The sequence below is a fragment of the Polaromonas sp. P1_H6 genome (assembly GCF_056405195.1).
This window is the reverse complement of sequence record NZ_JBFUCN010000006.1, coordinates 137,454-160,205: the sequence shown is the minus strand read 5'-3', so window position 1 is coordinate 160,205 and position 22,752 is coordinate 137,454. Positions and strand designations below refer to the sequence as shown.

At 64.6% G+C, this 22,752-nt stretch carries 20 protein-coding genes and 3 tRNA genes; 4 read left to right on the top strand and 19 right to left on the bottom strand.

Going from position 1 to position 22,752, the window contains the following annotated elements; translation table 11 throughout:
- Positions 1-17: 17 nt before the first annotated feature.
- The 16 genes from AC1D1F_RS07805 to pip form a co-directional block, all read right to left on the bottom strand.
- Complete coding sequence (locus AC1D1F_RS07805; RefSeq protein ID WP_477696045.1) at positions 18-1,331, bottom strand: lysine N(6)-hydroxylase/L-ornithine N(5)-oxygenase family protein; 1,314 nt, start codon at positions 1,329-1,331, stop codon at positions 18-20.
- Positions 1,332-1,422: 91 nt separating this feature from the next.
- Positions 1,423-3,813 (bottom strand): TonB-dependent siderophore receptor, encoded by a 2,391-nt coding sequence (locus AC1D1F_RS07800; RefSeq protein ID WP_477696046.1) that lies wholly within the window; start codon positions 3,811-3,813, stop codon positions 1,423-1,425.
- A 157-nt stretch (positions 3,814-3,970) separates the two neighbouring features.
- Positions 3,971-5,029, bottom strand: coding sequence for a FecR family protein (locus AC1D1F_RS07795; RefSeq protein ID WP_477676402.1), 1,059 nt, complete (start codon positions 5,027-5,029; stop codon positions 3,971-3,973).
- Between the two features lie 81 nt (positions 5,030-5,110).
- Positions 5,111-5,668, bottom strand: coding sequence for a sigma-70 family RNA polymerase sigma factor (locus AC1D1F_RS07790; RefSeq protein WP_477676403.1), 558 nt, complete (start codon positions 5,666-5,668; stop codon positions 5,111-5,113).
- 273 nt (positions 5,669-5,941) lie between these two features.
- On the bottom strand, positions 5,942-7,072 hold the full coding sequence (locus AC1D1F_RS07785; protein ID WP_477696047.1) for an ABC transporter substrate-binding protein: 1,131 nt from the start codon (positions 7,070-7,072) through the stop codon (positions 5,942-5,944).
- A gap of 115 nt (positions 7,073-7,187) precedes the next feature.
- A complete protein-coding gene (locus tag AC1D1F_RS07780; protein ID WP_477696062.1) occupies positions 7,188-8,174 on the bottom strand; it encodes a Bug family tripartite tricarboxylate transporter substrate binding protein in 987 nt (328 codons plus the stop codon).
- A gap of 457 nt (positions 8,175-8,631) precedes the next feature.
- Positions 8,632-8,708, bottom strand: a tRNA-Asp gene (locus tag AC1D1F_RS07775).
- A 99-nt stretch (positions 8,709-8,807) separates the two neighbouring features.
- A tRNA-Glu gene (locus tag AC1D1F_RS07770) sits at positions 8,808-8,883 on the bottom strand.
- Between the two features lie 76 nt (positions 8,884-8,959).
- A tRNA-Ala gene (locus tag AC1D1F_RS07765) sits at positions 8,960-9,035 on the bottom strand.
- A 77-nt stretch (positions 9,036-9,112) separates the two neighbouring features.
- A complete protein-coding gene (gltX, locus tag AC1D1F_RS07760) occupies positions 9,113-10,507 on the bottom strand; it encodes a glutamate--tRNA ligase (RefSeq protein ID WP_477676406.1) in 1,395 nt (464 codons plus the stop codon).
- A gap of 8 nt (positions 10,508-10,515) precedes the next feature.
- Complete coding sequence (locus tag AC1D1F_RS07755; protein ID WP_477676412.1) at positions 10,516-11,730, bottom strand: O-succinylhomoserine sulfhydrylase; 1,215 nt, start codon at positions 11,728-11,730, stop codon at positions 10,516-10,518.
- Positions 11,731-11,732: 2 nt separating this feature from the next.
- The gene (purF, locus tag AC1D1F_RS07750; RefSeq protein ID WP_477696048.1) at positions 11,733-13,262 is read right to left on the bottom strand and encodes an amidophosphoribosyltransferase; all 1,530 of its coding nucleotides are present in this window, start codon (positions 13,260-13,262) and stop codon (positions 11,733-11,735) included.
- Between the two features lie 34 nt (positions 13,263-13,296).
- The gene (locus AC1D1F_RS07745; protein ID WP_477700692.1) at positions 13,297-13,782 is read right to left on the bottom strand and encodes a CvpA family protein; all 486 of its coding nucleotides are present in this window, start codon (positions 13,780-13,782) and stop codon (positions 13,297-13,299) included.
- Between the two features lie 6 nt (positions 13,783-13,788).
- On the bottom strand, positions 13,789-14,583 hold the full coding sequence (locus AC1D1F_RS07740) for an SPOR domain-containing protein (protein WP_477676409.1): 795 nt from the start codon (positions 14,581-14,583) through the stop codon (positions 13,789-13,791).
- Between the two features lie 91 nt (positions 14,584-14,674).
- Positions 14,675-15,982, bottom strand: coding sequence for a bifunctional tetrahydrofolate synthase/dihydrofolate synthase (gene folC, locus AC1D1F_RS07735; protein ID WP_477676410.1), 1,308 nt, complete (start codon positions 15,980-15,982; stop codon positions 14,675-14,677).
- Between the two features lie 39 nt (positions 15,983-16,021).
- Positions 16,022-16,954 carry a prolyl aminopeptidase gene (gene pip / locus AC1D1F_RS07730; protein WP_477696063.1) on the bottom strand — a complete coding sequence of 311 codons (933 nt, stop codon included), beginning with the start codon at positions 16,952-16,954 and terminating at the stop codon, positions 16,022-16,024.
- Positions 16,955-17,115: 161 nt separating this feature from the next.
- Here pip and AC1D1F_RS07725 point away from each other — a divergent pair, with 161 nt between their 5' ends.
- Together AC1D1F_RS07725 and AC1D1F_RS07720 are read left to right on the top strand one after the other, a co-directional pair.
- Positions 17,116-17,460: an ArsC family reductase gene (locus AC1D1F_RS07725; protein WP_477696049.1), complete on the top strand. Its 345-nt coding sequence runs from the start codon at positions 17,116-17,118 to the stop codon at positions 17,458-17,460.
- A 237-nt stretch (positions 17,461-17,697) separates the two neighbouring features.
- On the top strand, positions 17,698-18,417 hold the full coding sequence (locus tag AC1D1F_RS07720; protein WP_477679088.1) for a glycine zipper 2TM domain-containing protein: 720 nt from the start codon (positions 17,698-17,700) through the stop codon (positions 18,415-18,417).
- Between the two features lie 92 nt (positions 18,418-18,509).
- Here AC1D1F_RS07720 and AC1D1F_RS07715 read toward each other — a convergent pair whose 3' ends face one another.
- Together AC1D1F_RS07715 and AC1D1F_RS07710 are read right to left on the bottom strand one after the other, a co-directional pair.
- On the bottom strand, positions 18,510-19,283 hold the full coding sequence (locus AC1D1F_RS07715; protein ID WP_477679089.1) for an anti-sigma factor: 774 nt from the start codon (positions 19,281-19,283) through the stop codon (positions 18,510-18,512).
- Positions 19,283-19,858: an RNA polymerase sigma factor gene (locus tag AC1D1F_RS07710; protein WP_477679090.1), complete on the bottom strand. Its 576-nt coding sequence runs from the start codon at positions 19,856-19,858 to the stop codon at positions 19,283-19,285. Before AC1D1F_RS07710 ends, AC1D1F_RS07715 begins: the two co-directional genes overlap by 1 nt.
- A 180-nt stretch (positions 19,859-20,038) precedes the next feature.
- Here AC1D1F_RS07710 and ppnP point away from each other — a divergent pair, with 180 nt between their 5' ends.
- Together ppnP and argG are read left to right on the top strand one after the other, a co-directional pair.
- Positions 20,039-20,365 carry a pyrimidine/purine nucleoside phosphorylase gene (ppnP, locus tag AC1D1F_RS07705; RefSeq protein ID WP_477696050.1) on the top strand — a complete coding sequence of 109 codons (327 nt, stop codon included), beginning with the start codon at positions 20,039-20,041 and terminating at the stop codon, positions 20,363-20,365.
- An 80-nt stretch (positions 20,366-20,445) separates the two neighbouring features.
- Positions 20,446-21,777, top strand: a complete 1,332-nt coding sequence (gene argG, locus AC1D1F_RS07700) for an argininosuccinate synthase (RefSeq protein WP_477678684.1) — start codon at positions 20,446-20,448, stop codon at positions 21,775-21,777.
- Positions 21,778-21,837: 60 nt separating this feature from the next.
- Here argG and AC1D1F_RS07695 read toward each other — a convergent pair whose 3' ends face one another.
- On the bottom strand, positions 21,838-22,752 hold the full coding sequence (locus AC1D1F_RS07695) for a restriction endonuclease (protein WP_477678685.1): 915 nt from the start codon (positions 22,750-22,752) through the stop codon (positions 21,838-21,840).

The following is a 22,752-nucleotide window of genomic DNA, read 5'->3' as shown; positions in this document are numbered from 1 at the left end:
GCCGTGCGCCTCCAGCCTCAGAGCAGGACGAAGTCCGCGGTGGACGGGATGGTGAAATCCTGGATCGCGACGCGCCGCTCTATCTTGTAGTGCTCGACACCGGTGAGCTCGCGCAGGATGTAGGAGTTGCGGTAGCAGCTCATGCCCAGGTCCTGGTTGGTCATGCCGTGGGTGTGCTGGCCGGCGTTCTGCACAAAAATCTCATTGCCGTTGAAGTCGGCGGCGTAGTTGCGCGCCAGCCGGTAGCGGCCCTGCTCGTCCCAGCGCAGGCGGTGACGTATGCCGTCGACAAAGGCCGGGATGTTCTCGCGGTAGCCGGTGGCGAAGACCAGGCCCTCGCTGCGGTGCGCGTAGCGCGCCTCGTTGTCGAGCTGGCGGAACTCGATCTCGTAGCAGCCGTCCGCGGCGTCATAGCGGCAGCCCTGCAGTTCGCAGTTGGTGATCAGGTGGGTGCGCAGAGGCCCCTGCTTTCGCCTGTCGTCGAGCAGGTCGTAGATCTGGTTGATCAGGCTGGCGTTGACGCCCTTGTAAAGGCTGTCCTGCGCGCGCACGATGCGCTCCTTCTTGCCGTCGTCGAGGTTGTAGAAGTAGTCGATGTAGTCCGGCGAGAACATTTCCAGCGTGAGCTTGGTGGTCTCCATCTGGAAGAAGCGCGAGGAGCGGGTGATCCAGGTCAGGCTGTAATCGTGCGCTTCGGCCTCTTTCAGCAGGTCGTGGTAGACCTCAGCCGCGCTCTGGCCGCTGCCGACGATGGTGATGGAGCGTTTTTTCTGCAGTTCGGCCTTGCTGGTGATGTAGTCGGCGGTGTGCAGGTAGCGGTGGCCGCCGGGCGCGCAGCAGGCCGGGAACAGCGGCCGGGATCCCACCCCCAGCACCAGCTTGCGGCAGCGCATGATGAAGGGCTCGCGCTGCGGCCCCTGCACGCCGGTCACCACGTAGCAGCCGGATTCGGCGTCATGGACGATTTCCTGCACGTCGTACTCGAAGCGCGCCTTGGACAGCCGCGCGGCCGCCCAGCGGCAGTAGGCGTTGTACTCGGCGCGCGTGAGGTAAAAACTTTCGCGGAAGTAGTAGGAGTAGATCTTCCCCTCTTCCTTGCAGTAGTTCAGGAAGCTGAAGTAGCTCTTGGGGTCCGCCAGGCTGACCAGGTCGGCCAGGAAGGGGTTTTGCAGCGTGGTGTTGTCGATCAGCATCCCGGGATGCCAGTTGAACTCCGCGTTGCGCTCCAGGAAGACCGCGTTCAGCCCGGCGATGGGCTCGGCGAGGCAGGCCAGGCTCAGGTTGAAGGGCCCCAGCCCGATCGCCACGAAGTCATAAATATTCTTGTTCATTGCACTCAACTCCCTGATGGAACGGCACGCCGGGTGGCGGCCATGATGGTGAAAAGAATGCACGCGGCCGGCGGCAAAACCGGCCGCGCCGCTACCACTGGTAGGTCACGGTCGCGGCCATGCTGCGCGCATCGCCCCAGTAGCAGTACTGCTGGCTCAGGCACGAGGCCACGTAGCTTTTGTCGAAAAGGTTGTTGACGCTCAGGCGCAGGTTGGCGCCTTTGAGCGACGGACTCAGCTGGGCCAGGTCGACGCGCAGCATCAAGTCCACCAGCGTGTAGGGCGGCACCTTCATGCTGTTGGCGTTGTCAACCCAGCTGGAGCCCACATAGCGCACGCCCGCGCCCATGGTGTAGCCCGGCGTGAAGTTCCAGTCGCCCCAGACCGAGGCCATGTGGCGCGGCGCCTGGTAGGGCGTGTTGCCGGTGAAGCCGTCCGAGGACTCGGTGAACTTCATGTCGGTGTAGGTGTAGCTGGCGATCACCGACACGCTGCGGCTCAGCTGCGAACGCGCCTCCAGCTCGAGGCCGCGCGAGCGCACCTTGCCGGTGGGCTCGAAGTAGGCGGCGCCCACCGGGCGTGTGGCGACATTTTTCTGCGACAGCTCGTACACCGCCGCCGACAGCAAGGTGTTGGAGTCCTTGGGCTGGTAGCGAACACCCACCTCCACCTGTTTGGTCTCGGCGGGTTGCAGGTTGTTGCCCTGCCGGTCGTTGCGCAGGCTGGGGTTGAAGCCGTCGGAGTAGCCGATATAAGGCGCGACGCCGTTGTCGAACAGGTAGACGACGCCGGCCCGCTTGGTGAACTTGGAGCCGCTCCACTGCGCCGGGTTGCCGGTGCCGTACTGGTTGGAGGCCTTGGCCCAGTCCATGCGGCCACCCAGCGTGAAGCGCCAGCGGTCCAGCTCGGTCTGGTTTTGCAGGTAGAGGCCGGTCTGTTCCAGCTTGCGGTCAATCGGGTCGCTGGTCACACCGGTCAGGCCCGGGGCGCCGTAGCTGGGGGTGAGCACATTGATGGGCAGCGCGCTGCCCGATTCCCAGCTGCCGCTGACGCGGCGCTTCTGGTAGTCGAGCCCGGCCAGCACGGTGTGCTTGAGCGCACCGGTCTGGTAGCGGCCCTCGAGCTGGTTGTCGATGGTGTTGCCGCGCGTCGATTCGTTGGCGCCGGAATAAAAGCGGGTCAGCTCGTTGGCGCTGGCCCAGCCGTAGCCGTAAATCTGGCGCAGCGTGGTGTCGGCCCGCACGTGGCGGAAGTTCTGGCGGAATTTCCAGGCGTCGTTGAAGGCATGCTCGAACTGGTAGCCGAGGAAGCGCTGCTTGCGCTGGTATTTCTCGACGCTGGGGTCCCCATCAAAAAAGTAGCGCGAAATCAGCCGGCCATTGTGGCTGGCGTTGAGGCTGGCGTCCGCCGGCACGCCGCTGTGATAGCTGCCTTCGGGGTCGTCCTGCAGGTAGGCCTGCAGCAGCAATCGCGTGTCCGTGGACGGGTTGATCGCCAGGGAGGCGGCCAGCGCCTGGCGCTCTTCCTTGACCGTGCTGAACTGCGAGTCCAGCGAGCGTTCCAGCGCTGTCACGCGGAACGCCATCACGCCGTCTTTGTCGATGGGGCCCGAAAGATCAACGGCGGCTTCGCGGCGGTTGCGGTTGCCGACCGTGAGCTGCACTTCGCGGTAGGGCTGGTACTGCGGCGTCATGCTGGTCAGCGCCACCAGGCCGCCCGGCGATGCGCGGCCGTACAGCACCGAGGCCGGGCCGCGCACCACGTCGATGCGCTCCAGGAAATAAGGGTCGACCTGCATGGAGGTGTAGCTGCCCTGGTCGCTCAGCATGCGCAGGCCGTCGAGCAGGGTGCTGTCCACGCTGCTGTCCTTGAAACCGCGCAGGGCCACGTAGTCGTAGCGGTTGGAGGAACCGACCAGCCCGGTGAAAACGCCGGGCGCGTAATTCAAGGCTTCGGGAACGCTGCGCGGTTTCTGGTCTTCAAGCTGCTGCTTGGTCACCACCGAGATCGACTGGGGCGTCTCGATGATGGGCGTGTCGGTCTTGGAGCCCGAGGCGCTGCGCTTGGCGATATAGCCGTTGCCGCCACTGGTAGCCGTCTCCTCCGCGCCGGCCGTCACGGTGACCACCGGCAGGGTCTGGGCGCCCGTCGTGGCCGAAGCCGCCTTCACGACAAACACATTGCCGTCTATGCTCGCTGCCAGCCCGCTGCCGGCCAGCAGCCGGTCCAGCGCCTGTTGCGGTGTCAGCCGGCCGGACACCACGGGCGCCGTCTTGCCAGCCACCAGCGCGGGCTGGACCATCAACTCCAGCCCGGCCTGCTGCGCCAGGTTGTTGAGCGCCTGGGCCAGGGGCTGCGCCCCCATGCTGATCTGCAGGGGGGTGGCGGCCCGCGCGCCGGCGGCGCCCTGTGAATAAACCACCGGGCTGCCGAGGGCCAAAAACAAGGCCAAAGGGGGCAGGTGGAAACGGGAACGAGGCATGCGTGCAATCTCCGGAAGAAGGGTTAAATGGGGTTCAAATAAGAATCCTTCTCATGTAGACGCATGGGGTTTGGGAAACCCTAGGTCGGGCGCAAAAATTTTTCGCGCGGTGAATTGACGGAGTTTGATGGCCGGCGAACGGCCAGCCAGTTGGCGTTCAGTGGCCGGCGGAGACGATCTCGGCTTCGCCATCGCGCTCGCGCAAGCGCACGGGCAAGACCTGCGGCAGGATGCGCGAGAAGTTGTCGAGACGGCGCGGGTCGAAGGTACCGGTCACGCGCAGCGCGGCGACGACCGGGTCCCGCACCGTCAGGTGCACGGGGCCGTAGCGCCCGAACTCGGCCAGGGCCTGGTCCAGCGGCGTGTCGTCGAAACTGACGCGGCTTTCGCGCCAGGGCGCGATGCCCGCGGCGGGAACCGCGGACACGGCGCCCAGCAGGCCCGTCATGTCGCTGGCGATCTGCTGGCCGGCGACAAGTTCGACCGCCGCATCGCCCGCGGCCGAGCGTTCGGCGCGCGCCACGCGCACCCGCCCTTCTTCCACGGCGACCTGGACGCCGGCGCGGCCCGGAACGCCGGGTGTGTAGCGCACCGAAAAGCGCGTGCCGACGACCGTGATTCGCAGGGGACCGGCCAGCACGTCGAAGGGACGCGCCGGATCGCCCTTGACCTGGAACATGGCCTGGCCCTGCGGCAGGCGGACCTCGCGGCGCCCGCGGTACAGCGCCACCTCGGCGCTGGTGAGGGTGTCCAGCCTCAGGCGGCTGCCTTCGGGCAGGGTCACCTCGAGTTGCTGGCCGCGCGCGGTGGCAAAGGTCTGCGTGAACAAAGCTTGCTGCTGCCACAGGCCCCAGGCCAGGTAGCCGCCGCAGGAGACCATGAGCGCCACGGCGGCCAGCGCGCCTTGCGGCGCCCAGGCGGCCAGTTCGCGCCACCAGGCTTGCCGGCGCGGTGCGGCGGCGGCCTTGTCGTCGGCAAGGTTCTGCCTGAGCGTGCGCAGGCCTTCCGCCGGCAGCGCATCAAGCGCGCGCCAGTCGTCCTGGTGGCGCGCGAAAGCCGCGAAGTGGGCGCTGTCCGCCGCCAGCCAGGCCTGGAATGCGGCCTCGTCCGCCGCAGCCAGCAGCCCGCCGGCGCGCCGCACGAACCAGTCCAGCGCCGCTTCGTCGGGGTCAGTGGACGGTGCGGCTGGCGGGTGGGCTGGCGGCGGGATGGTCATGGTGTGCTTATCGGCTCTTGGATGTAGACGCACGAGCACAGCAAAACCCTAGGCCGGGAAAGCAGGAACGCATACAAAAAGTCATTCGCGGGGAGGTTTTCTTCTTCGAAGCTTGGGGGCTGGGGCGGCAACAGGCGTTCCATCCAAGCCATCCCTGCAGCGCCTGCAGGCATCCATGGCCAGTTTGATGTGCTGCTCGACCATCTTGCGCGATATGCCCATCTGCTCGGCCACTTCCGAATGCGGCAAGCCGTCGAACTTGTGCAGGACAAAGGCCTCTCGGCAACGCAAAGGCAGGGCATCGATGGCGGCCAGCAGGGCATTCACTCCCTGCGCGGAAGAGGCAGCGGCATCGGGCTCGAAGGCCTGCGGCGCCGCAAGGTTGTCGAGTTCGGCGGCCGAGGCTTCGGCGTCCGGGTGCAGCGCTTCGCCGCGCACTTCGCTGCGGCGGTGCTGGTCGATCTGCAGGTTGCGCGCCGTGCGGTAGAGCAGCGCGCGTGGCTCTGGCACTGCCTGGCCGGAATGCTGCACCGCCAGGACGCGCGCATAACTCTCCTGCACGACATCAGCCGCGGCATCGCGGTTGCGCACCGTGCGGGAACAGAAGTTCAGCAGTTCTTGGTAATAGCGCTCAAGCACAGGTCGGTCAATGCCATGGGAAGTGACGAACCCCTCCAAGCGGCAGACGAGATGTGGCGGTGGCTGACCAGGCGCGCGCGTCGTAGATGGGAATTATTCTCATTATGGCCGAAGCGTGGCGCGAGCTCCGGTCTGGACGGGCAGCGTTACTTTTGATACCAGCGCCCTGCCCTGCAGCCAACAATCAAAATCGCGTGCGGGTCGCCGGAGTGGACGGGATTCGAACCCTCGCCCCTCGGCGTGACAGGCGGCTTTTGGCGATTCCCTGGATGTTTATTGCCGGATTCTTCCGTTCCCGCTGATGATGGTCATCTCCACGAAGCGCGAACCATTGCGCATCCCCGGCCGAAATCCGATGACGTATCCTCCGAGGTCATAGCTTTCCAGTCCATCCAGAGCGGACGCAAAACCTTCACGGGTCACACGCGCGCCTTGCCGCCGGGCGGCTTCAACGATCACCTTTGCAGCGATGAAGCCTTCCATCATGGCGTAGCTGATCGGAACATCCTGCGCGCCTGCCGTTGCCGCGATGTCGTTGAATTCCTTGGAGAGCCGGTTTGTCATTTTGTAGGGGCTGGGCGTGACCTGGGCGATCGCGATGCCTTGCATCTGCTCTTCTGACAGCCGTTTCGACATCTGCTCAATGTCCGCGCCCGAATGCGCGAACAGTTGGGCCGTTCCCCCGGCTGAACGGTATTTCTCCACAAAGTTCGAAGCAGCGCCTCCACTGGCAATCATGATGATCGCCTGCGGCGCTGCCTGCAGCATGGCGTCGGCGGCGGCGCTCACGCGGTTGGTTCCGGTGTCATAACCCGCCGTTTGCACGATCCTGGCCTTGGCATTCGCCGCGGCTTCCTGTGCGGCGGCGATGAGCGGCGCAGCGCCGGAGCCGTTTTCGTGAAACAAGCCCAGCCGGGTGATTCCGACCGTGGCCAGGTGCGCCGTGATTCTGGCAAGTTCGTCTCGCAATGTGGCACGCACGCCGTAAAGTTGCGGAGCCTCCAGGTTCAGTTCGGTCGCGCGGAAGCCGACCAGCACGATGCGCTCGCGCTCAAAGACGCCCGCGCTGATCAGTTGAGCAATATTGCGGCTTCCAAAGTAGCCGGCAAGCACCACCGGCTTGTCCTCGGCCAGAAGCGCGCGTGTCTGGGTGAGTGTTTCATCGGGTCGCCCGGCGTCGTCGCGGCGCGCCAGGGTGAAGGTGTTTCCGTTGACCCCACCGGCCTTGTTCACGGCGTTGAAATGCAACAGCATGCCGGCCGCGTAGGCGCGGCCCTGGCTCGCGTCGATACCGGTCAACGGCGCCACTTGACCGACGACAAGCTGCGCGGCCGGCACGGACGACGTTATGCCGCCCGCGATGACCAAGCCCGCCAGGCGGGCGATCCACTGACCAGTTCTCATTTCCAGTTTCCTTCACGAGGTCCAACCCTCACGTGCAACGCTTTCACCAGCCATGCCTGAGACCGTCGATGGCGAATCCGGTCCCGCGGGCAACACTCCCCGCCGGCGGCCACGCTCAATCGACCCGGATGTTGGAACGCAGGACGACCGCGCGCATGCGGGGGAGTTCGTTTTCAATGCGCGCCGCAACCGCGGAAGCGGGTTCCCAGGCTTGCTCGAGTCCGTTGGCGACGAGCTTGTCGCGGATCTCGGGATCCTTCATGGTGTCGGCCAGCGCCTTCTGCAGTTTGGCTTTCACGTCCGCCGGCAAGCCCTTGGGCGCGGCAATGGCGAGCCAGGAATCGGCCGAGAAGCCGGTGAAGCCGCTCTCCGCAACAGTCGCCACGGTGGGCATTTGTGTCGCGCGGCTGGCGCCGGTGACGGCGATGGCCTTGATCTTCGGCTTCGCCGCCTTCAGCTGCGGCAACGCTGCTGCGACGGTGTCAATCGCGAACGGGATCTGGCCGGCCATCAGGTCGGTCATCGCCGGCGCGCTGCCCTTGTATGCGATGTGCTGCAGCTTGATGCCGGCGGTGCTCCAGAGCAATTCGCCGGCGAAGTGTCCCGTGGTACCGTTGCCGAAGGAGCCGTACACGTACTTGTCCGGTGCGCGTTGCACCGCCGCGATCAGCTGCTTCAGGTCGTTGATCGGGACATCGACGTTAGCCAGCAAAACCAGGGGAACGCGCGCCACCATCCCGACAGGCTCGAAACTCTTGATCGGGTCGTAAGGCAGCTTGGGCATGAGTGCCGGGTTGACCGTGAAGGTGGATCCCGAGCTGATCAGCAGCGTGTAGCCGTCAGGCGACGCCTTGGCGACGAATGCGGCACCGACGATGGTGCCGGCGCCCGGGCGGTTGTCGATGACCACTGGCTGCCCCAGGCGCTCGCCCAGCTTTTTGGCGACCAGGCGTCCGGCGATGTCGGTGGCGCCTCCCGGCGGAAAAGGGATGACCAGCTGGACCGGTTTGGACGGATAGCCCTGCGCGTGGACGCCAGCCCAAGGGGCCAGCAAGACCAGCGCCATGGCCAGTAAGAAGCGCTTCTCATACCTTGGGTTCATCATCGCATTGCTCCTCTTTGATACGGCATGGGCCGCGTTGAAACAAAGTCTATCGCCGAGGCCGTATAACAGGGTTGCAATGTGATCGACTTTTCAGGTTAAATATTTGAATAATTCGATAAAAAATTTTCGAAAATTGTTTAATTAAATAATATTAAGAAATAAAAGTGCGTTTACAGAATGAAACCATTACCCGGTGCCTGACCTGGACCGGGTTGCGCTGCTCAATCCTGCTTCGCTAAACCTTGGCATGCAGGTCGTGATCGGCGGAGTGCTGGACGGTCCACCCCGCAGTCCTTCGCCGATTTCGAAAAAGCGATGCAGAAGGTGCCGGGCTGCCTGGGGTGCGTGGTGGTGACGGATGAGTTCGACCATTTCGTCACCGTCCGCACGCAGGACACAAAAGCCGAAAACGAAAAAAGGGCCTGCAAGAAATCTTGCAGGCCCTTTTCGGATTTGGCGGAGTGGACGGGACTCGAACCCGCGACCCCCGGCGTGACAGGCCGGTATTCTAACCAACTGAACTACCACTCCTGGTAGTGACAACATTCGCTCTTTCGAGCCAAGTCGCTGGCCCTTGCGGGACTGCGGTTGTCAACTTGCGCCTTGGGCACCACACGAGGTGATGAATGCTGGCGACCCTAAGGGGATTCGAACCCCTGTAGCCACCGTGAAAGGGTGGTGTCCTAGGCCTCTAGACGATAGGGTCAAAACCTTGGAATTTCCGACGGGCTTTTGTGGTGACACAAAGTCCCGGCTAACTTCAAATTCTTCGCGACAAACTTTGGTGGAGGTAAGCGGGATCGAACCGCTGACCTCTTGCATGCCATGCAAGCGCTCTCCCAGCTGAGCTATACCCCCTTCAAGCTATTGCAAGTTGCCCTGCAATTGTGTCGAGCCTTGAATTATAGCCCGAAAATTTGATCTTTTTCAAATCCTCAGACAAGCTTGAGCCGGGAGACCACATCTTCGCGTTTCATGAGCTCCAGAATCGCGTCGAGTGACGGGGTCTGAGGTGTGCCCATCACGAGCACGCGCACCGGCATCGCGAGCTGCGGCATCTTGAGGCCGGTGTCGGCCAGCACCTGCTTGATGGCCGCGGAAATCGCGGCCTTGTTCCACTCGGCCGAGCCCAGGGCATCGGCGAGTTTGGCGAGCGCGGGGCGCACGGCATCGGTCACGTGCGTGGCCAGGTCTTCAGCGCCAGGCTGGCCGCCCGTGACCAGGCGCTGCAGCCAGCCGGCCAGTTCCACCAGCGTGCTGCAGCGGTCCTTGAAGAGGCCGCAGCCGCGCGCGATCCATGCCGTGTCCTGGCCCGTGACGCCCTGCGCCGCGAGGAAAGGCGTGACCGCCTCGGCGAGCTTGTCGTCGGGCATGGCCTTGAGGTGCTGGGCATTGACCCAGCGCAGCTTGGCTTCGTCGAACTGCGCGGCGCTCTTGCCCAAATGGTCCAGGTTGAACCAGCCGATGAACTGCTCGCGGCTGAAGATTTCGTCGTCGCCGTGGCTCCAGCCCAGGCGCGCCAGGTAGTTGACCATGGCGTCGGGCAGATAGCCTTCGGCGGCGTACTGCGTGACCGGCTTGGCGCCGTTGCGCTTGCTGAGTTTTTCGCCTTGCTCATTGAGCACGGTGGGCAGGTGGGCATAGACCGGCGGCTCCTTGCCCAGGGCCTTGAAGATGTTGATCTGCCGCGGCGTGTTGTTGACGTGGTCGTCGCCGCGTATCACGTGGGTCATGGCCATGTCGATGTCGTCGACGACCACGCAGAAGTTATAGGTCGGCGTGCCGTCGGGCCGCGCGATGACGAGGTCGTCGAGTTCGTCGTTGCTGATCTCGATGCGGCCCTTGACCTTGTCGTCCCACACCACGCTGCCGCCTTGCGGGTTCATGAAGCGCAGCACCGGCAACACGCCTTCGGGCACGGGCGGCAGGGTCTTGCCGGGCGCGGGGCGCCAGGTGCCGTCGTAGCGCGGTTTTTCCTTGGCGGCCATCTGCTTTTCGCGCAGGGCGTCGAGCTCGGCCACGCTCATGTAGCAGGGGTAGACCAGGCCGTCGGCGCGCATCTGCGCAAGCACGGCCTTGTAGCGGTCCATGCGCTGCATCTGGAAGAACGGGCCCTCGTCGTGGTTCAGGCCCAGCCAGCGCATGCCTTCGATGATGACGTCGACGGCCTCCTGGCTGGAGCGCTCCACGTCGGTGTCCTCGATGCGCAGGATGAAGTCGCCGCCGGTGGCGCGGGCAAAGGCCCACGGGTAGAGCGCGGAGCGGATGTTGCCGAGGTGGATGAAGCCTGTCGGTGAAGGGGCGAAGCGGGTGCGGGTCTTTTGAGTCATTACTGCAGTCATGCGATGAGGCTGAGGCCGCGGGAGAGGTCGGCCTTGATGTCGTCCACGTGGTCCAGCCCGACGGCCACGCGCACCAGGCCCTGGCCTATGCCGGCGGCCTGGCGCTGCTCTTCGCTGAGGCGCCCGTGCGAGGTGGTGGCCGAGTGGCTGATGATGGTCTTGGTGTCGCCCAGGTTGGTGGCGATGCTGAGCACCTGCGTGCTGTTGATGACCTGGAAGGCATTGGCGCGCGCCGTTTCCGGCGTGTCGCCGCGCACGTCGAAGGACAGCACCGCGCCGCCCAGCCCCGACTGCTGGCGCATGGCCAGTTCGTGCTGCGGATGCGATGCCAGGCCGGGGTAGTACACACGCTTCACGGCGGGCTGGGTCTCCAGCCATTTCGCGACGGCCAGCGCGTTCGCGCTCTGCGCCTGCATGCGGATGCTCAAGGTTTCCAGGCCCTTGAGCACGACCCAGGCGTTGAAAGGCGCCAGCGTCATGCCGGCGGTGCGCACGATGGGCCCGAACACGTCGACGATCAGTTTGGACGGGCCGCAGAGCGCGCCCGCCATCACACGGCCCTGGCCGTCCAGGTATTTGGTGCCCGAATGCATGATGAGGTCGGCGCCGAACTCCACCGGGCGTTGCAAGGCCGGCGAGCAAAAGCAGTTGTCGACCGCCAGCAAGGCGCCCACGCTGTGTGCCAGGTCGGCCAGCGCCCGAATGTCGCAGACCTCCGTCAGCGGGTTGGTCGGCGTTTCGGCGAACAGCAGCTTGGTGCCGGGACGCAAGGCGGCCTTCCACTCGCTGATGTCGGTCTGCGAGACAAAGGTGGTTTCAACACCAAACTTGCCGAACTCGCGGCCTATCAGCGCGATGGTCGAGCCGAACATGGAGCGCGAGCAAATCACGTGGTCGCCGGCCTTGAGCAGGCCCATGCACATCATGAGGATGGCGCCCATGCCGGTGGAGGCGCCAATGGCCGCTTCCGTGCCTTCGAGCGCGGCGAGGCGGCGCTCAAAACTCGTGACCGTGGGATTGGAAGTGCGGCCGTAGGTGTAGCCCTCCGTCGGATCGGCAAAGCGCCGCGCCGAGGTCTCGGCATCGGGCTGCACAAAACCGCTGGTCAGGTACAGCGCTTCGGAGTTTTCGCCGTGCTGGCTGGGCTCCAGCGCCACGCGCACGGCCAGCGTGTCGCGGTGCAGGTTGTCGGGCAGTTTTCTTTTTGTCATGCTCAGGCTTCTTGCGGATTGGGCAGCGCCAGGCGTGACACATCGACGTCGCTGTCCTCGCCGATCTTCTCGGCGGTGTCGGCGCGCTGCGAGTTCATCGCGGCAATGGTTTCGGCCGTGACGTCGCCGGTGATGTAGACGCCGTCAAAACAGGAGGCGTCAAAGCCGTCGAGCTTGGTGTTGAGCGAGCCGATGGCGCGTTTCATGCCCTCGACGTCCTGGTAAATCAGCGCGTCGCAGCCAATGACTTCGCGGATTTCCTCGATGGTGCGGCCATGCGCCACCAGTTCGCCCGGCGTGGGCATGTCGATGCCGTAGACATTGGGGAAACGCACGGGTGGCGCGGCGCTGGCCAGGTAAACCTTTTTGGCGCCGGCGTCGCGCGCCATCTGCACGATCTCACGGCTGGTGGTGCCGCGCACAATGGAATCGTCGACCAGCAGCACGTTGCGGCCCTTGAACTCGCTGGCAATCACGTTGAGCTTCTGGCGCACGGATTTCTTGCGCACGCCCTGCCCCGGCATGATGAAGGTGCGGCCGACGTAGCGGTTCTTGACGAAGCCCTCGCGGTAGGGAATGCCCAGCAGATGCGCCAGTTGCGTGGCGCTGGGGCGGCTGGATTCCGGGATCGGGATGATCACGTCGATCTCGCTGGGCGGCACGGTGGAGACCACACGCTTGGCCAGCGTCTCGCCGAGGTTCAGGCGGGCCTGGTAGACCGAGATGCCGTCCAGCACCGAGTCGGGACGTGCCAGGTAGACGAATTCAAAGATGCAGGGGTTGAGCTTGGCATTCGGCGCGCACTGCTCGGCGTGCACCACGCCTTCCATGTCCACATACACCGCCTCGCCGGGCGCGATGTCGCGCTCGAACTGGTGCGAGGTGCCTTCCAGGGCCACCGATTCGCTGGCCACCATGACAGTGGCGCCGCCCTCGTTCTGGCCGCGGCCTATGCACAGCGGGCGGATGCCGAAGGGATCGCGGAAGGCCAGCAGGCCGTGGCCGGCGATCAGCGCGACGACGGCGTAGGAGCCCTTCACGCGCTTGTGCACGCCGCGCACCGCGGCGAACACGTCGACGGGCTTGAGCGGCAGGCCGCGCGTGGTTTTCTCGAGCTCATGCGCCAGTACGTTGAGCAGCACTTCGGAGTCGCTGTCGGTGTTGATGTGGCGGTGGTCGGTGTTGAAGAGCTCGGCCTTGAGTTCGGCCGCGTTGGTCAGGTTGCCGTTGTGCGACAGCACCAGGCCGAAAGGTGCGTTGACATAAAAAGGCTGGGCCTCGTCTTCGCTGTAGGCGTTGCCGGCCGTCGGGTAGCGCACCTGGCCCAGGCCCACCGTGCCCGGCAGCGCGCGCATGTTGCGGGTGCGGAACACGTCGCGCACCATGCCCTTGGCCTTGTGCATGTAGAACTTGCGCCCCTGCTGCGTGACGATGCCCGCCGCATCCTGGCCGCGGTGCTGCAGCAGCAGCAGGCCGTCATAGATGAGCTGGTTGACGGGGGCTTTGCTGACGACGCCGACTATCCCGCACATGGTGTTCCGATCATGATGAGTTGACTCTTCAAAGTTAGGTTAAATATTTCGCAAACTGTTCGGGCAACACCGGCTTCAGGGCTTTGAGCGTGGCCGCCAACACCGGCGCGCCCTTTGATTCCCGCCACCAGTCGCTGGTTTTCAGCGCCGTCATGTCGATCACGACGGTCGCGGCCAGCAACAAAATCACGCCGCGCAGCACGCCGAACCCGGCGCCCAGCACACGGTCAATGGGCGCCAGGCCGACGGCGGCCACCAGTTTCTTGACCAAAAACGCCAGCAGCCCCGCCGCGAACACCGAGGCGATGAAGATCAGCACAAAGGCCGCCGCATAACGCACCGGGTCGGCCGCCGACTGCAGCGGCAACCGGGTGGCCAGGTCAGGCGCAAACCATTGCGCCAMAAAAAACGACACGACCCAGCCCAGCACCGACAACACCTCGTACACCAACCCGCGCCATGCGCCCAGCAGCATGGAAAACACCAGCACCCCCAGCAAAATCCAGTCAACAGCCGTCACGAATCATTACAAGGTCAGGATGGCGGCCGGTAAATCAAGGCTCTTGACTTTTCCGGCAGCCTTTTCAGCCTCGGCCTTGGTGGCAAACGGCCCCACACGGACCCGAATGCGCTTGCCGTCCTTGGTTTCCGCGACTTGCGTATAGGTTTTCAGCCCGGCTTTTTCGAGCTTCAGGCGCGCCTCACGCGCTTTGGCGACGTCGGCAAAGGCGCCCACCTGCACCACCAGCCGGCCTTCGGCCTCGGAGGCGGCCGGTTTGGCGGCGGCCGGCGGCGTGCTGCCGTTGAGCAGCGCGCTGGCGCGAGCGGCATCGGCATTGGCGACGGGCTTGGGTTCAGGCTTGGCGGGCGGCTTGGGCTCAGGCTTGGGCGCCGGTTTTGCCTCGGGCTTGGCTTCGGGTTTGACCGCTGCCGGCGCAGACGCAGCAGCGGCGGGCTTGGACGGCAGGATTTCTTCCTTGGGCGCCAGGCTCGCGGCTGCGGCCACTTTGTCAGCGGGCGTGGGGGCTGGTGTTGCGGTTGCCGCCGGCGCGGGGGCCGTAGCGGTCGGCGCTGCCGGCGCGGCCAGGGGCTTGACCGTGCCCTTGCCGGGGATCTCGATGGGGATGTCGACCGGGATGGGCCGGGGCTGGGTGTCGAACAGCAGCGGAAAACCCACCACGCCGATGAGCACCAGCACGGCCGAACCGATCAGCCGGTGTTTGGCGCGCTTGCGCATCACTTCCACGCTTTCCGGTTGAGCGGCTGGCCCGGCATTGGAGGCAGCGTTGGAGCCGCCCCGGCGGAAGTTGAAAAACGGCATGGTGTGGCTTGGATCCGATAAGGGTGGCGTTAACGGTGAAGGTGGGCTCCGGGCCCTCCGGAACGCGGGGCCGGGGGCGGCGCGTCCGGCTTCAGCTGGCCAGGTGCGGGGCCGAAAGACGCGGCACGCCGTCCTTCAAAATACCGCCCACTGTGTAGAACGAGCCGAACACAACGATTCTATCAGCGGGGGTCGCGGCCTTGACCGCCGCCTGCAGCGCCGCTTCGGGGGACGGATGGGTGCCGGAGGTGGCGTCGGGCCGGGTGTTGGCCGCCGTCCAGCGCGCCTGCAAATCCGCCGCGGTGGCGGCCCGCGGTGTCGGAAGATCGGTGAAATACCACTTGTCGATGAGCGGCGCGACCCGCGCCAGCATGGGGGCCAGGTCTTTGTCCGCCATGGCGCCGAACACCGCATGGGTGCAGGGGTAAAAGCCCATGGCATCGAGGTTTTCGGCCAGCGCGGCCACCGAATGTGGGTTGTGCGCCACGTCCAGCACCAGCGTGGGCTGGCCGGGCACGATCTGGAAGCGCCCCGGCAATTCGACCATGGACAGGCCGTTGCGCACCGCCTGGGCCGTGACCGGCAGGCGGTCGCGCAGCGCCGTCAGCGCCGCCAGCACACCCGAGGCATTGACCAGCTGGTTGGCGCCGCGCAGCGCCGGGTAAGCCAGCCCTGCGTACCGGCGCCCGCGCCCGGCCCAGCCCCACTGCTGCTTGTCGCCCGAAAAATTGAAGTCCGTGCCAAAGCGCCACAAATCGGCGCCCACCGCCGCGGCATGGTCCATCACGCTTTGCGGCGGCACCGGGTCGCTCACGATGACCGGCTTGCCGGCGCGCATGATGCCGGCTTTTTCGCGGCCTATGCTTTCACGGTCGGGGCCCAGGTATTCCATGTGGTCCAGGTCTATGCTGGTGATCACCGCGCAGTCGGCGTCCAGCATGTTGACGGCATCCAGCCGCCCGCCCAGGCCGACTTCGAGGATGACGACGTCCAGCTTCGCATCCGCCAGCAGTTGCAGGATGGCCAGGGTGGTGAATTCGAAATAGGTCAGCGAAATCGCCTCGCCCTGCGTGCGGGCCGCCTCGACGCGCGCGAACTGTTTCACCAGGTCGGCGGCGCTGACGATATCGCCGCGCACACGGCAGCGCTCTTCAAAATGCACGAGGTGCGGCGAGGTGAAAACGCCGGTGCGGTAGCCGGCCTCCAGCAGGATGGCTTCGAGCATCGCGCAGGTCGAGCCTTTGCCGTTGGTGCCGGCCACCGTGATGATGGGGCAGTCAAAGGCCAGGCCCATGCGTTTGGCGACGGCGCTGATACGCGTCAGGCCCATGTCAATGCCGACAGGGTGCAGGTGCTCGCAGTAAGCCAGCCAATCTTCAAGAGTGTTGAGGTTTTGCATACAGGCCCGAATTGTCGCGCACGGGCCAAAACCCTGGACTCAGCGGGCGAAGCGATCGGTTGCGGCGACCAGCCGATGCAAGATGCCGGGCTCGCTGAAAGCATGGCCGGCATCGGCGACCAGCTGGAAATCGGCCTCGGGCCAGGCGCGGTGCAGGTCCCAGGCGGTTTTGGCCGGTGTGGCCACGTCGTAGCGGCCCTGCACGATCACGCCGGGAATCCCGGCCAGCTTGTGTGCATCGCGGATCAGCTGGCCCTCTTCGAGCCAGCCGGCGTGCACAAAGTAGTGGTTTTCTATGCGCGCGAAGGCCAGCGCGAAATCATCGTCGCCGTGCAGCGCGGTGAAAGCCGGATCCGGCAGCAGCGTGATGGTCTGGCCTTCCCAGAGGCTCCAGGCGCGCGCGGCCGCCAGCTGCGCCGCCCTGTCGCTGCCGACCAGGCGTTTGCGGTAGGCGGCCATCAGGTCACCGCGTTCGGCCTCGGGAATCGGCGCGAGAAAGCCCTCCCACAGGTCGGGGAACAGCCAGGAGGCGCCTTCCTGGTAGTACCACAGCACTTCGGCGCGCCGCAGCGCGAAGATGCCGCGCACCACCAGTTCGGACACCCGGGCCGGATGCGTCTGCGCATAGGCCAGCGCCAGCGTGCTGCCCCAGGAGCCGCCGAACACCAGCCAGCGCTCCACGCCCAGCAGGCTGCGCAGCCGTTCGATGTCGGCCACCAGGTGCCAGGTCGTGTTGTTGTCCAGCGAGGCGCTGGGACGCGAGCGGCCGCAGCCGCGCTGGTCGAACAGCAGCACGCAGTAGCGCTCGGGGTCGAACAGGCGGCGATGCTCGGGCGAGCAGCCCGCGCCCGGGCCGCCATGCAGGAACACCGCCGGCTTGCCCTTGGGATTGCCGCACAGCTCCCAGTAGACCGAGTGGCCGTCGCCGGTTTCCAGGACACCGGTGCGAAAAGGCTCGATGGGCGGGTACAAGACGGTTTGGGAGGAGTCGGTGGGCGTGGCCGAAGCAGCGGTCATGAATGGGACATCCGTGAAATGTTGAAGCGAACAGGGGCTACCGGGTGGCAGCATCGTTTGATTATTCCAGCCTCGCAGGCCGCAGGTGCAGCCGCTACATCTGCCAGAATCACCGCATGATCATTCTCTACGGCATCCCCAATTGCGACACGGTCAAAAAGGCCCGTGGCTGGCTTACCGAGCATGGCGTCGAGCACCAGTTCCATGACTTCAAAAAACAGGGCGTGCCGCCCGAACAGCTGGGGCGCTGGGCCCAGGCCGCCGGCTGGGAAACGCTGCTCAACCGCAAGGGCACGACCTGGCGCAAGCTGGACCCGGCAACCCAGGCCGGCGCGCAGGACAGCGCGAGCGCCCAGGCCCTGATGCTGGCCAACCCCAGCGTCATCAAGCGCCCCGTGGTGGACTGGGGCAAGGGCATCACCGTCGGCTTTGATGCCGCGGCCTGGGCGGCGCGGGTCTGAACGCCGATGCGCATGCCGCGCACCTTCACACAAATAGGTGTTTTTCCACGCTTTTTGGACCGCTTTCGCAGCGCTTTACCGTTCCTGAAGAGCTTTACAGCCGATTTACCGAACTCCGCGCCCCAAAACGGCTCTGACTTACTAAAATCGCACTAGCCGCCAGCGCCGCCGCCCGCACCCCGGGCAGCACCACCAGGCGGCGCAACTTCAGCCATTTGCTGAAAAGGGATTCGAACCATGAAAAAAGCACTCGTCCTCTCCACCCTCGCCGCGGCCGCAGGCCTTGCCGCCGTACCCGCCTCCGCCATGGACATCCTGGCGCGGGTGATTTCCAGCACGCCGGTGGTGCAGCAGGTCGCCGTGCCGCGCCAGGTCTGCACCAACCAGCCGGTCATCACGCAATCTCCCAATTCAGGCGCCGGCGCACTCATGGGCGCCATCGCAGGCGGTGCAGCCGGCAACGCCATCGGCAATGGCGGCGGCCGTGCGGTGGCCACGGTCATTGGCCTGGTCGGCGGTGCCATGATTGGCGACCGCATCGAGGGCTCGAACAACCAGGTCCAGAACATGCAGCAGTGCACGACGCAGACCTATTACGAGAATCGCCCCAGCCACTACAACGTGGTCTATGAATACCAGGGCACGCAGTACAGCACGCAGATGGCCAACGATCCCGGCCAGTACGTGCGCCTGCAGGTCACGCCGGTCGGCGCCATGACACCCGCTCCGCAGACCTTCCAGTCCGCGCCCCAGCAGCCGCAAGCCTACAGCCAGCCGATTCCCGTACAACCGGCTTACGTCGAGCAATCCCCGACCTATGTGCAACCGGCTTATGTGCAGCCCGTGGTCTATCCGGCTTATTACGCACCGGCCTACTACCGCCCCTACTACCCACCCATCGGCCTGTCGCTGAACTTCGGCTACAGCCGGGGCTACGGCCACCATCACTGGCGCTAAGGCCCTGAGGCCGCGGCTTCCGGTTCCATCAAAAAAGGGCGCTACCAGCGCCCTTTTTTTGTTGCCTGCCAATCATGGTGGCAAGAGCGCTCTTACTTCGGCGTCTCGATGAGTGCGCCCTTGAATAGCATCGGCCCCGTAGGCCCGCTGCCCGGCGGCACACCGCCCTTGGGCTCCAGCGTGATCGCCAGTGTCGGCACCTGCCGCATGTCGGTGCCCGCGGCGGCCAGGCGCACCACCGGGTCGGCATTGAGCACCCCCAGCGACTTCGGCGCCGCGCCGGGCGGCAAGGCCCACAGCTCCAGCGATTTGTCCGGCTGCTCGCGGAAGCCGCCCACGCGCTTGAGCACCAGGGTTTTGTTCTTCGGGTCAAAGGTCACCAGCAGCGAGGCCGAGGCCTTGTCATCCGTCAGCACGGCCACGTATTCGATCTCCGGCGTGGCCGTGAGTCTGGCCGACAGCTCGCTGACCTGCCCGCTCAGCCGCGAGTTCACATTCAGCCCGACAACGACCGCCAGCGCCGCAGCCACAGCACCGGCAGCGCTGGCGCCGCGCCACAGCCCCAGGCTGGCCCACCAGCCGCCCGCTGCCGGCGCAGCGCCGCGTGCGGCCTGCATGGCACGTGCCTCCTTGTCGGCCTTGACGAGGTTTTCAATGCGCGTCCAGACCGCCGGGCTGGGCGCCGCCTGCGGTTGCAGCTCGGCGACGGAGGACAGCCGGCTTTGCCAGACCAGGGCCGCGGCGCGCAGGGTGGCGTCGTCGCGCGCCAAGGCCTCGAAGCGGCGGCGCGCACCGCCGCGCAAGGTGCCCAGCGCATAGCTGGCCGCGAGTTGATCCATGAGGGAGGGGTTGTTGCGGATGTTCATTACGCAAACCTCGCCATGCAGCCGCGCAGCTGCTCAAGTCCGCGGCGTATCCAGGTTTTGACCGTCCCCAGCGGCAGCTTCAATTGTTCCGCCAGTTCGCTATGGCTCAGGTCCCGCAGGTAGGCCAGGCTCACAACCTCGCGCTGCTTCTGTTCCAGCTTGTCCAGGCACTGGTGCAGTGCCCAGGCCTGTTCGCTGGCCTGTGTGGTGTCCATGGGGTTGGGCGAGTCGCCCGCCACGGTGTCCGACAGCACGTCGTCCAGTTCCTGCATCAGGTCGGCCCGGTCGGACGTTCGGCGGCGCAGGAAATCCAGGCCGCGGCTCCTGACGATCAATCCCATCCAGGCCATGGGTGGCGAGAGCGTGGCCTTGTAGTCGCCGGCAATGCGCCAGATGTTCAGGAAAGCCTCCTGCAGCACGTCTTCGGCCCATTCGCGATTGCCCACCACCCGCACCGCGACACCGTAAAGCTTGGACGAACTCAGGTCGTACAGCTGCCGCAGGGCTGCTTCATCGGCCCGGGCCACACGGTCGATCAGCGCGATCAATTGGAGGTCCGGGCTTTCTGGTTTCATGGCGAACATTGTGAGGTATTGACAGGGGATACGCGACAGAAGGCCCAACGGATTCACGGCGACCCGCCCCCGGGGCGCGGCGTGACCTAAAATCAGGGGTTTTTGGTGCCGCCCCAGCCCTTTTCCCCGTCCTTTCCCGCCTTTTCCCGCCCTTCCCTGCTTTTTTCAGACCCCTTCTTCATGCCCACCGAAAAAATCGACAACGTCAGCGTCAGCACCCAGGCCAATGTGTACTTTGACGGTAAATGCGTGAGCCACGGCATCACCTTCGCCGACGGCAGCAAAAAATCGGTGGGCGTGATCCTGCCGGCCACCCTGACCTTCAACACCGGCGCGCCCGAGATCATGGAATGCGTGGCCGGCGCCTGCGAATACAAGCTGGCCGGCAGCGACAGCTGGATGAAGTCCTCAGCCGGCGAAAAATTCAGCGTCCCCGGCAATGCCAAATTCGAGATCCGCGTTGCCGCAGGCGAAGCGGCCTACCACTACATCTGCCACTTCGGTTAAAAAACGTCTGGAGCCATCCAAAACCGCTCCTTTATTCATAGCTGCTTGCGCATATTTCACACGGGCTAGAGGCACATTCAATGTCAAACACCATTCTCCAAAACATCCCCGCCAACCAAAAGGTCGGCATCGCGTTCTCTGGCGGCCTGGACACCAGCGCCGCGCTGTTGTGGATGAAGCAGAAGGGCGCCCTGCCCTATGCCTATACCGCCAACCTGGGCCAGCCCGACGAAGCCGACTACGACGAGATCCCGCGCAAGGCCATGGAATACGGCGCCATCAAGGCGCGCCTGGTCGACTGCCGCCCACAACTCGCCGCTGAAGGCATTGCAGCGCTGCAAAGTGGCGCCTTCCACATCACCACCGCCGGCGTCACCTACTTCAACACCACGCCGCTGGGCCGCGCCGTCACCGGCACCATGCTGGTGTCGGCCATGAAGCAGGACGACGTCAACATCTGGGGCGATGGCTCCACCTTCAAAGGCAACGACATCGAGCGCTTCTACCGCTACGGCCTGCTGACCAACCCCGCGCTGAAAATTTACAAGCCCTGGCTGGACCAGCAGTTCATCGACGAGCTGGGCGGCCGCTCTGAAATGAGCGCCTTCATGACGGCCAACGGCTTTGGCTACAAGATGAGCGCCGAGAAGGCCTACAGCACCGACAGCAACATGCTGGGTGCCACGCACGAAGCCAAGGACCTGGAAAACCTCAACAGCGGCATCAAGATCGTCAACCCCATCATGGGCGTGCCCTTCTGGAAAGACGACTGCGTCGTCAAGGCCGAAGAAGTCAGCGTGACCTTTGAAGAAGGCCGCCCCGTCGCACTGAACGGCGTCGCATACCCAGACCTCGTGAGCCTGATCCTCAAGGCCAACGAAATCGGCGGACGCCACGGCCTGGGCATGAGCGACCAGATCGAAAACCGCATCATCGAAGCCAAGAGCCGCGGCATCTACGAAGCCCCCGGCCTCGCGCTGCTGTTCATCGCCTACGAGCGCCTCGTCACCGGCATCCACAACGAAGACACCATAGAGCAATACCGCGACAACGGCCGCAAGCTGGGCAGGCTGCTGTACCAGGGCCGCTGGTTTGACAGCCAGGCCATCATGCTGCGCGAGACCGCCCAACGCTGGATCGCCAGCGCCATCACCGGCACCGTCACGCTGGAACTGCGCCGCGGCAACGACTACTCGCTGCTGAACACCGAATCACCCAACCTGACCTACGCGCCTGAGCGTCTGAGCATGGAGAAGGTGGAAGACGCGCCGTTTTCGCCGCTGGACCGTATTGGGCAACTGACGATGCGTAACCTGGACATCACCGATACGCGCGCCAAGCTGGGGATTTATTCCAATGCCGGGATGCTGGAGCTGGGCAAGGGGGATGACTTTTTGAAGTTGGGTAAGTAAGCCAAGATCAATAGCTTTAATGGAAAAGCCCGCGAAAGCGGGCTTTTCTTTTTCTAGGTATCAAGCCCCGTCAGGTGCCAGAAATTTGATAGATCGTAAGGGTAGACGCCTACGTGCCGTGTCGGACAAGCGGTCATAGTGCTCATCCCACAGATCAAACAGTTTTTCTAGTCCGATTAGGGTGACGCGGCGCTTCTCTTGCGTGCGCGCCTCGGAAATGGCGTCTTTGGTAAAACCACCAGTGCACACAAATAGGCCCACATCTTCATCGCCCAAGAGGGCCATGAACGATCGCAAACCGTCCACGCTCACGGCCTGCTGTTGCCGTTTGACCTGTACCTTAATGCGCGGCGGACGTGTGCCCAGCACGTCTGGCTGCGCCAAGATATCGATGCCACCATCTTTCCCCGGCGGCGACACCCAGGCCACGTAGTAGTCCATGGCGCGCAGCAAGTCTGCCACCAGCTCTTGAAACTCGTACGGCGGCATGTTGCGCAGGTACTGCGAAATCTCGGCCCAAGCGTGTTCTTCGGCTTCTTCAAACGTAATTCTTACCGCTTTGGCCGCATTGTCGCTGTCTAGCGGCTCTGCGTCTCCTGCGCCTACAGCAGGCACGGGCCCTGCATCTGGCTGGGCAGAACGCCAGGCGTTGTAGAGCTTTACGGCCTGGCGATAAAAGGCCTCCGGATCTTGTAGCTCCGCATGCACCTTGCGACCTTCGTCAGTGATGGACCAAATGCCTTTGTCTTTAAGCAGCCAACCTGCCTTGACACAATCCACCGTTGCAAAGCGCACGATCTTGTCAAAGCGCCGCCCTCCAGACTCATAGGTGTCTGTCTCATAGGGCGTGAGCGTGACCCGCTCCGATAGTGTTTGCAGCGCCTCGCTGGCCCGCAGTCCATCGGTCTTGGACATAAGAATGTTGAACAACTCGCGTAACAGTTCGCCGGTACGGCGGCGTGTAATTTCAGCCAT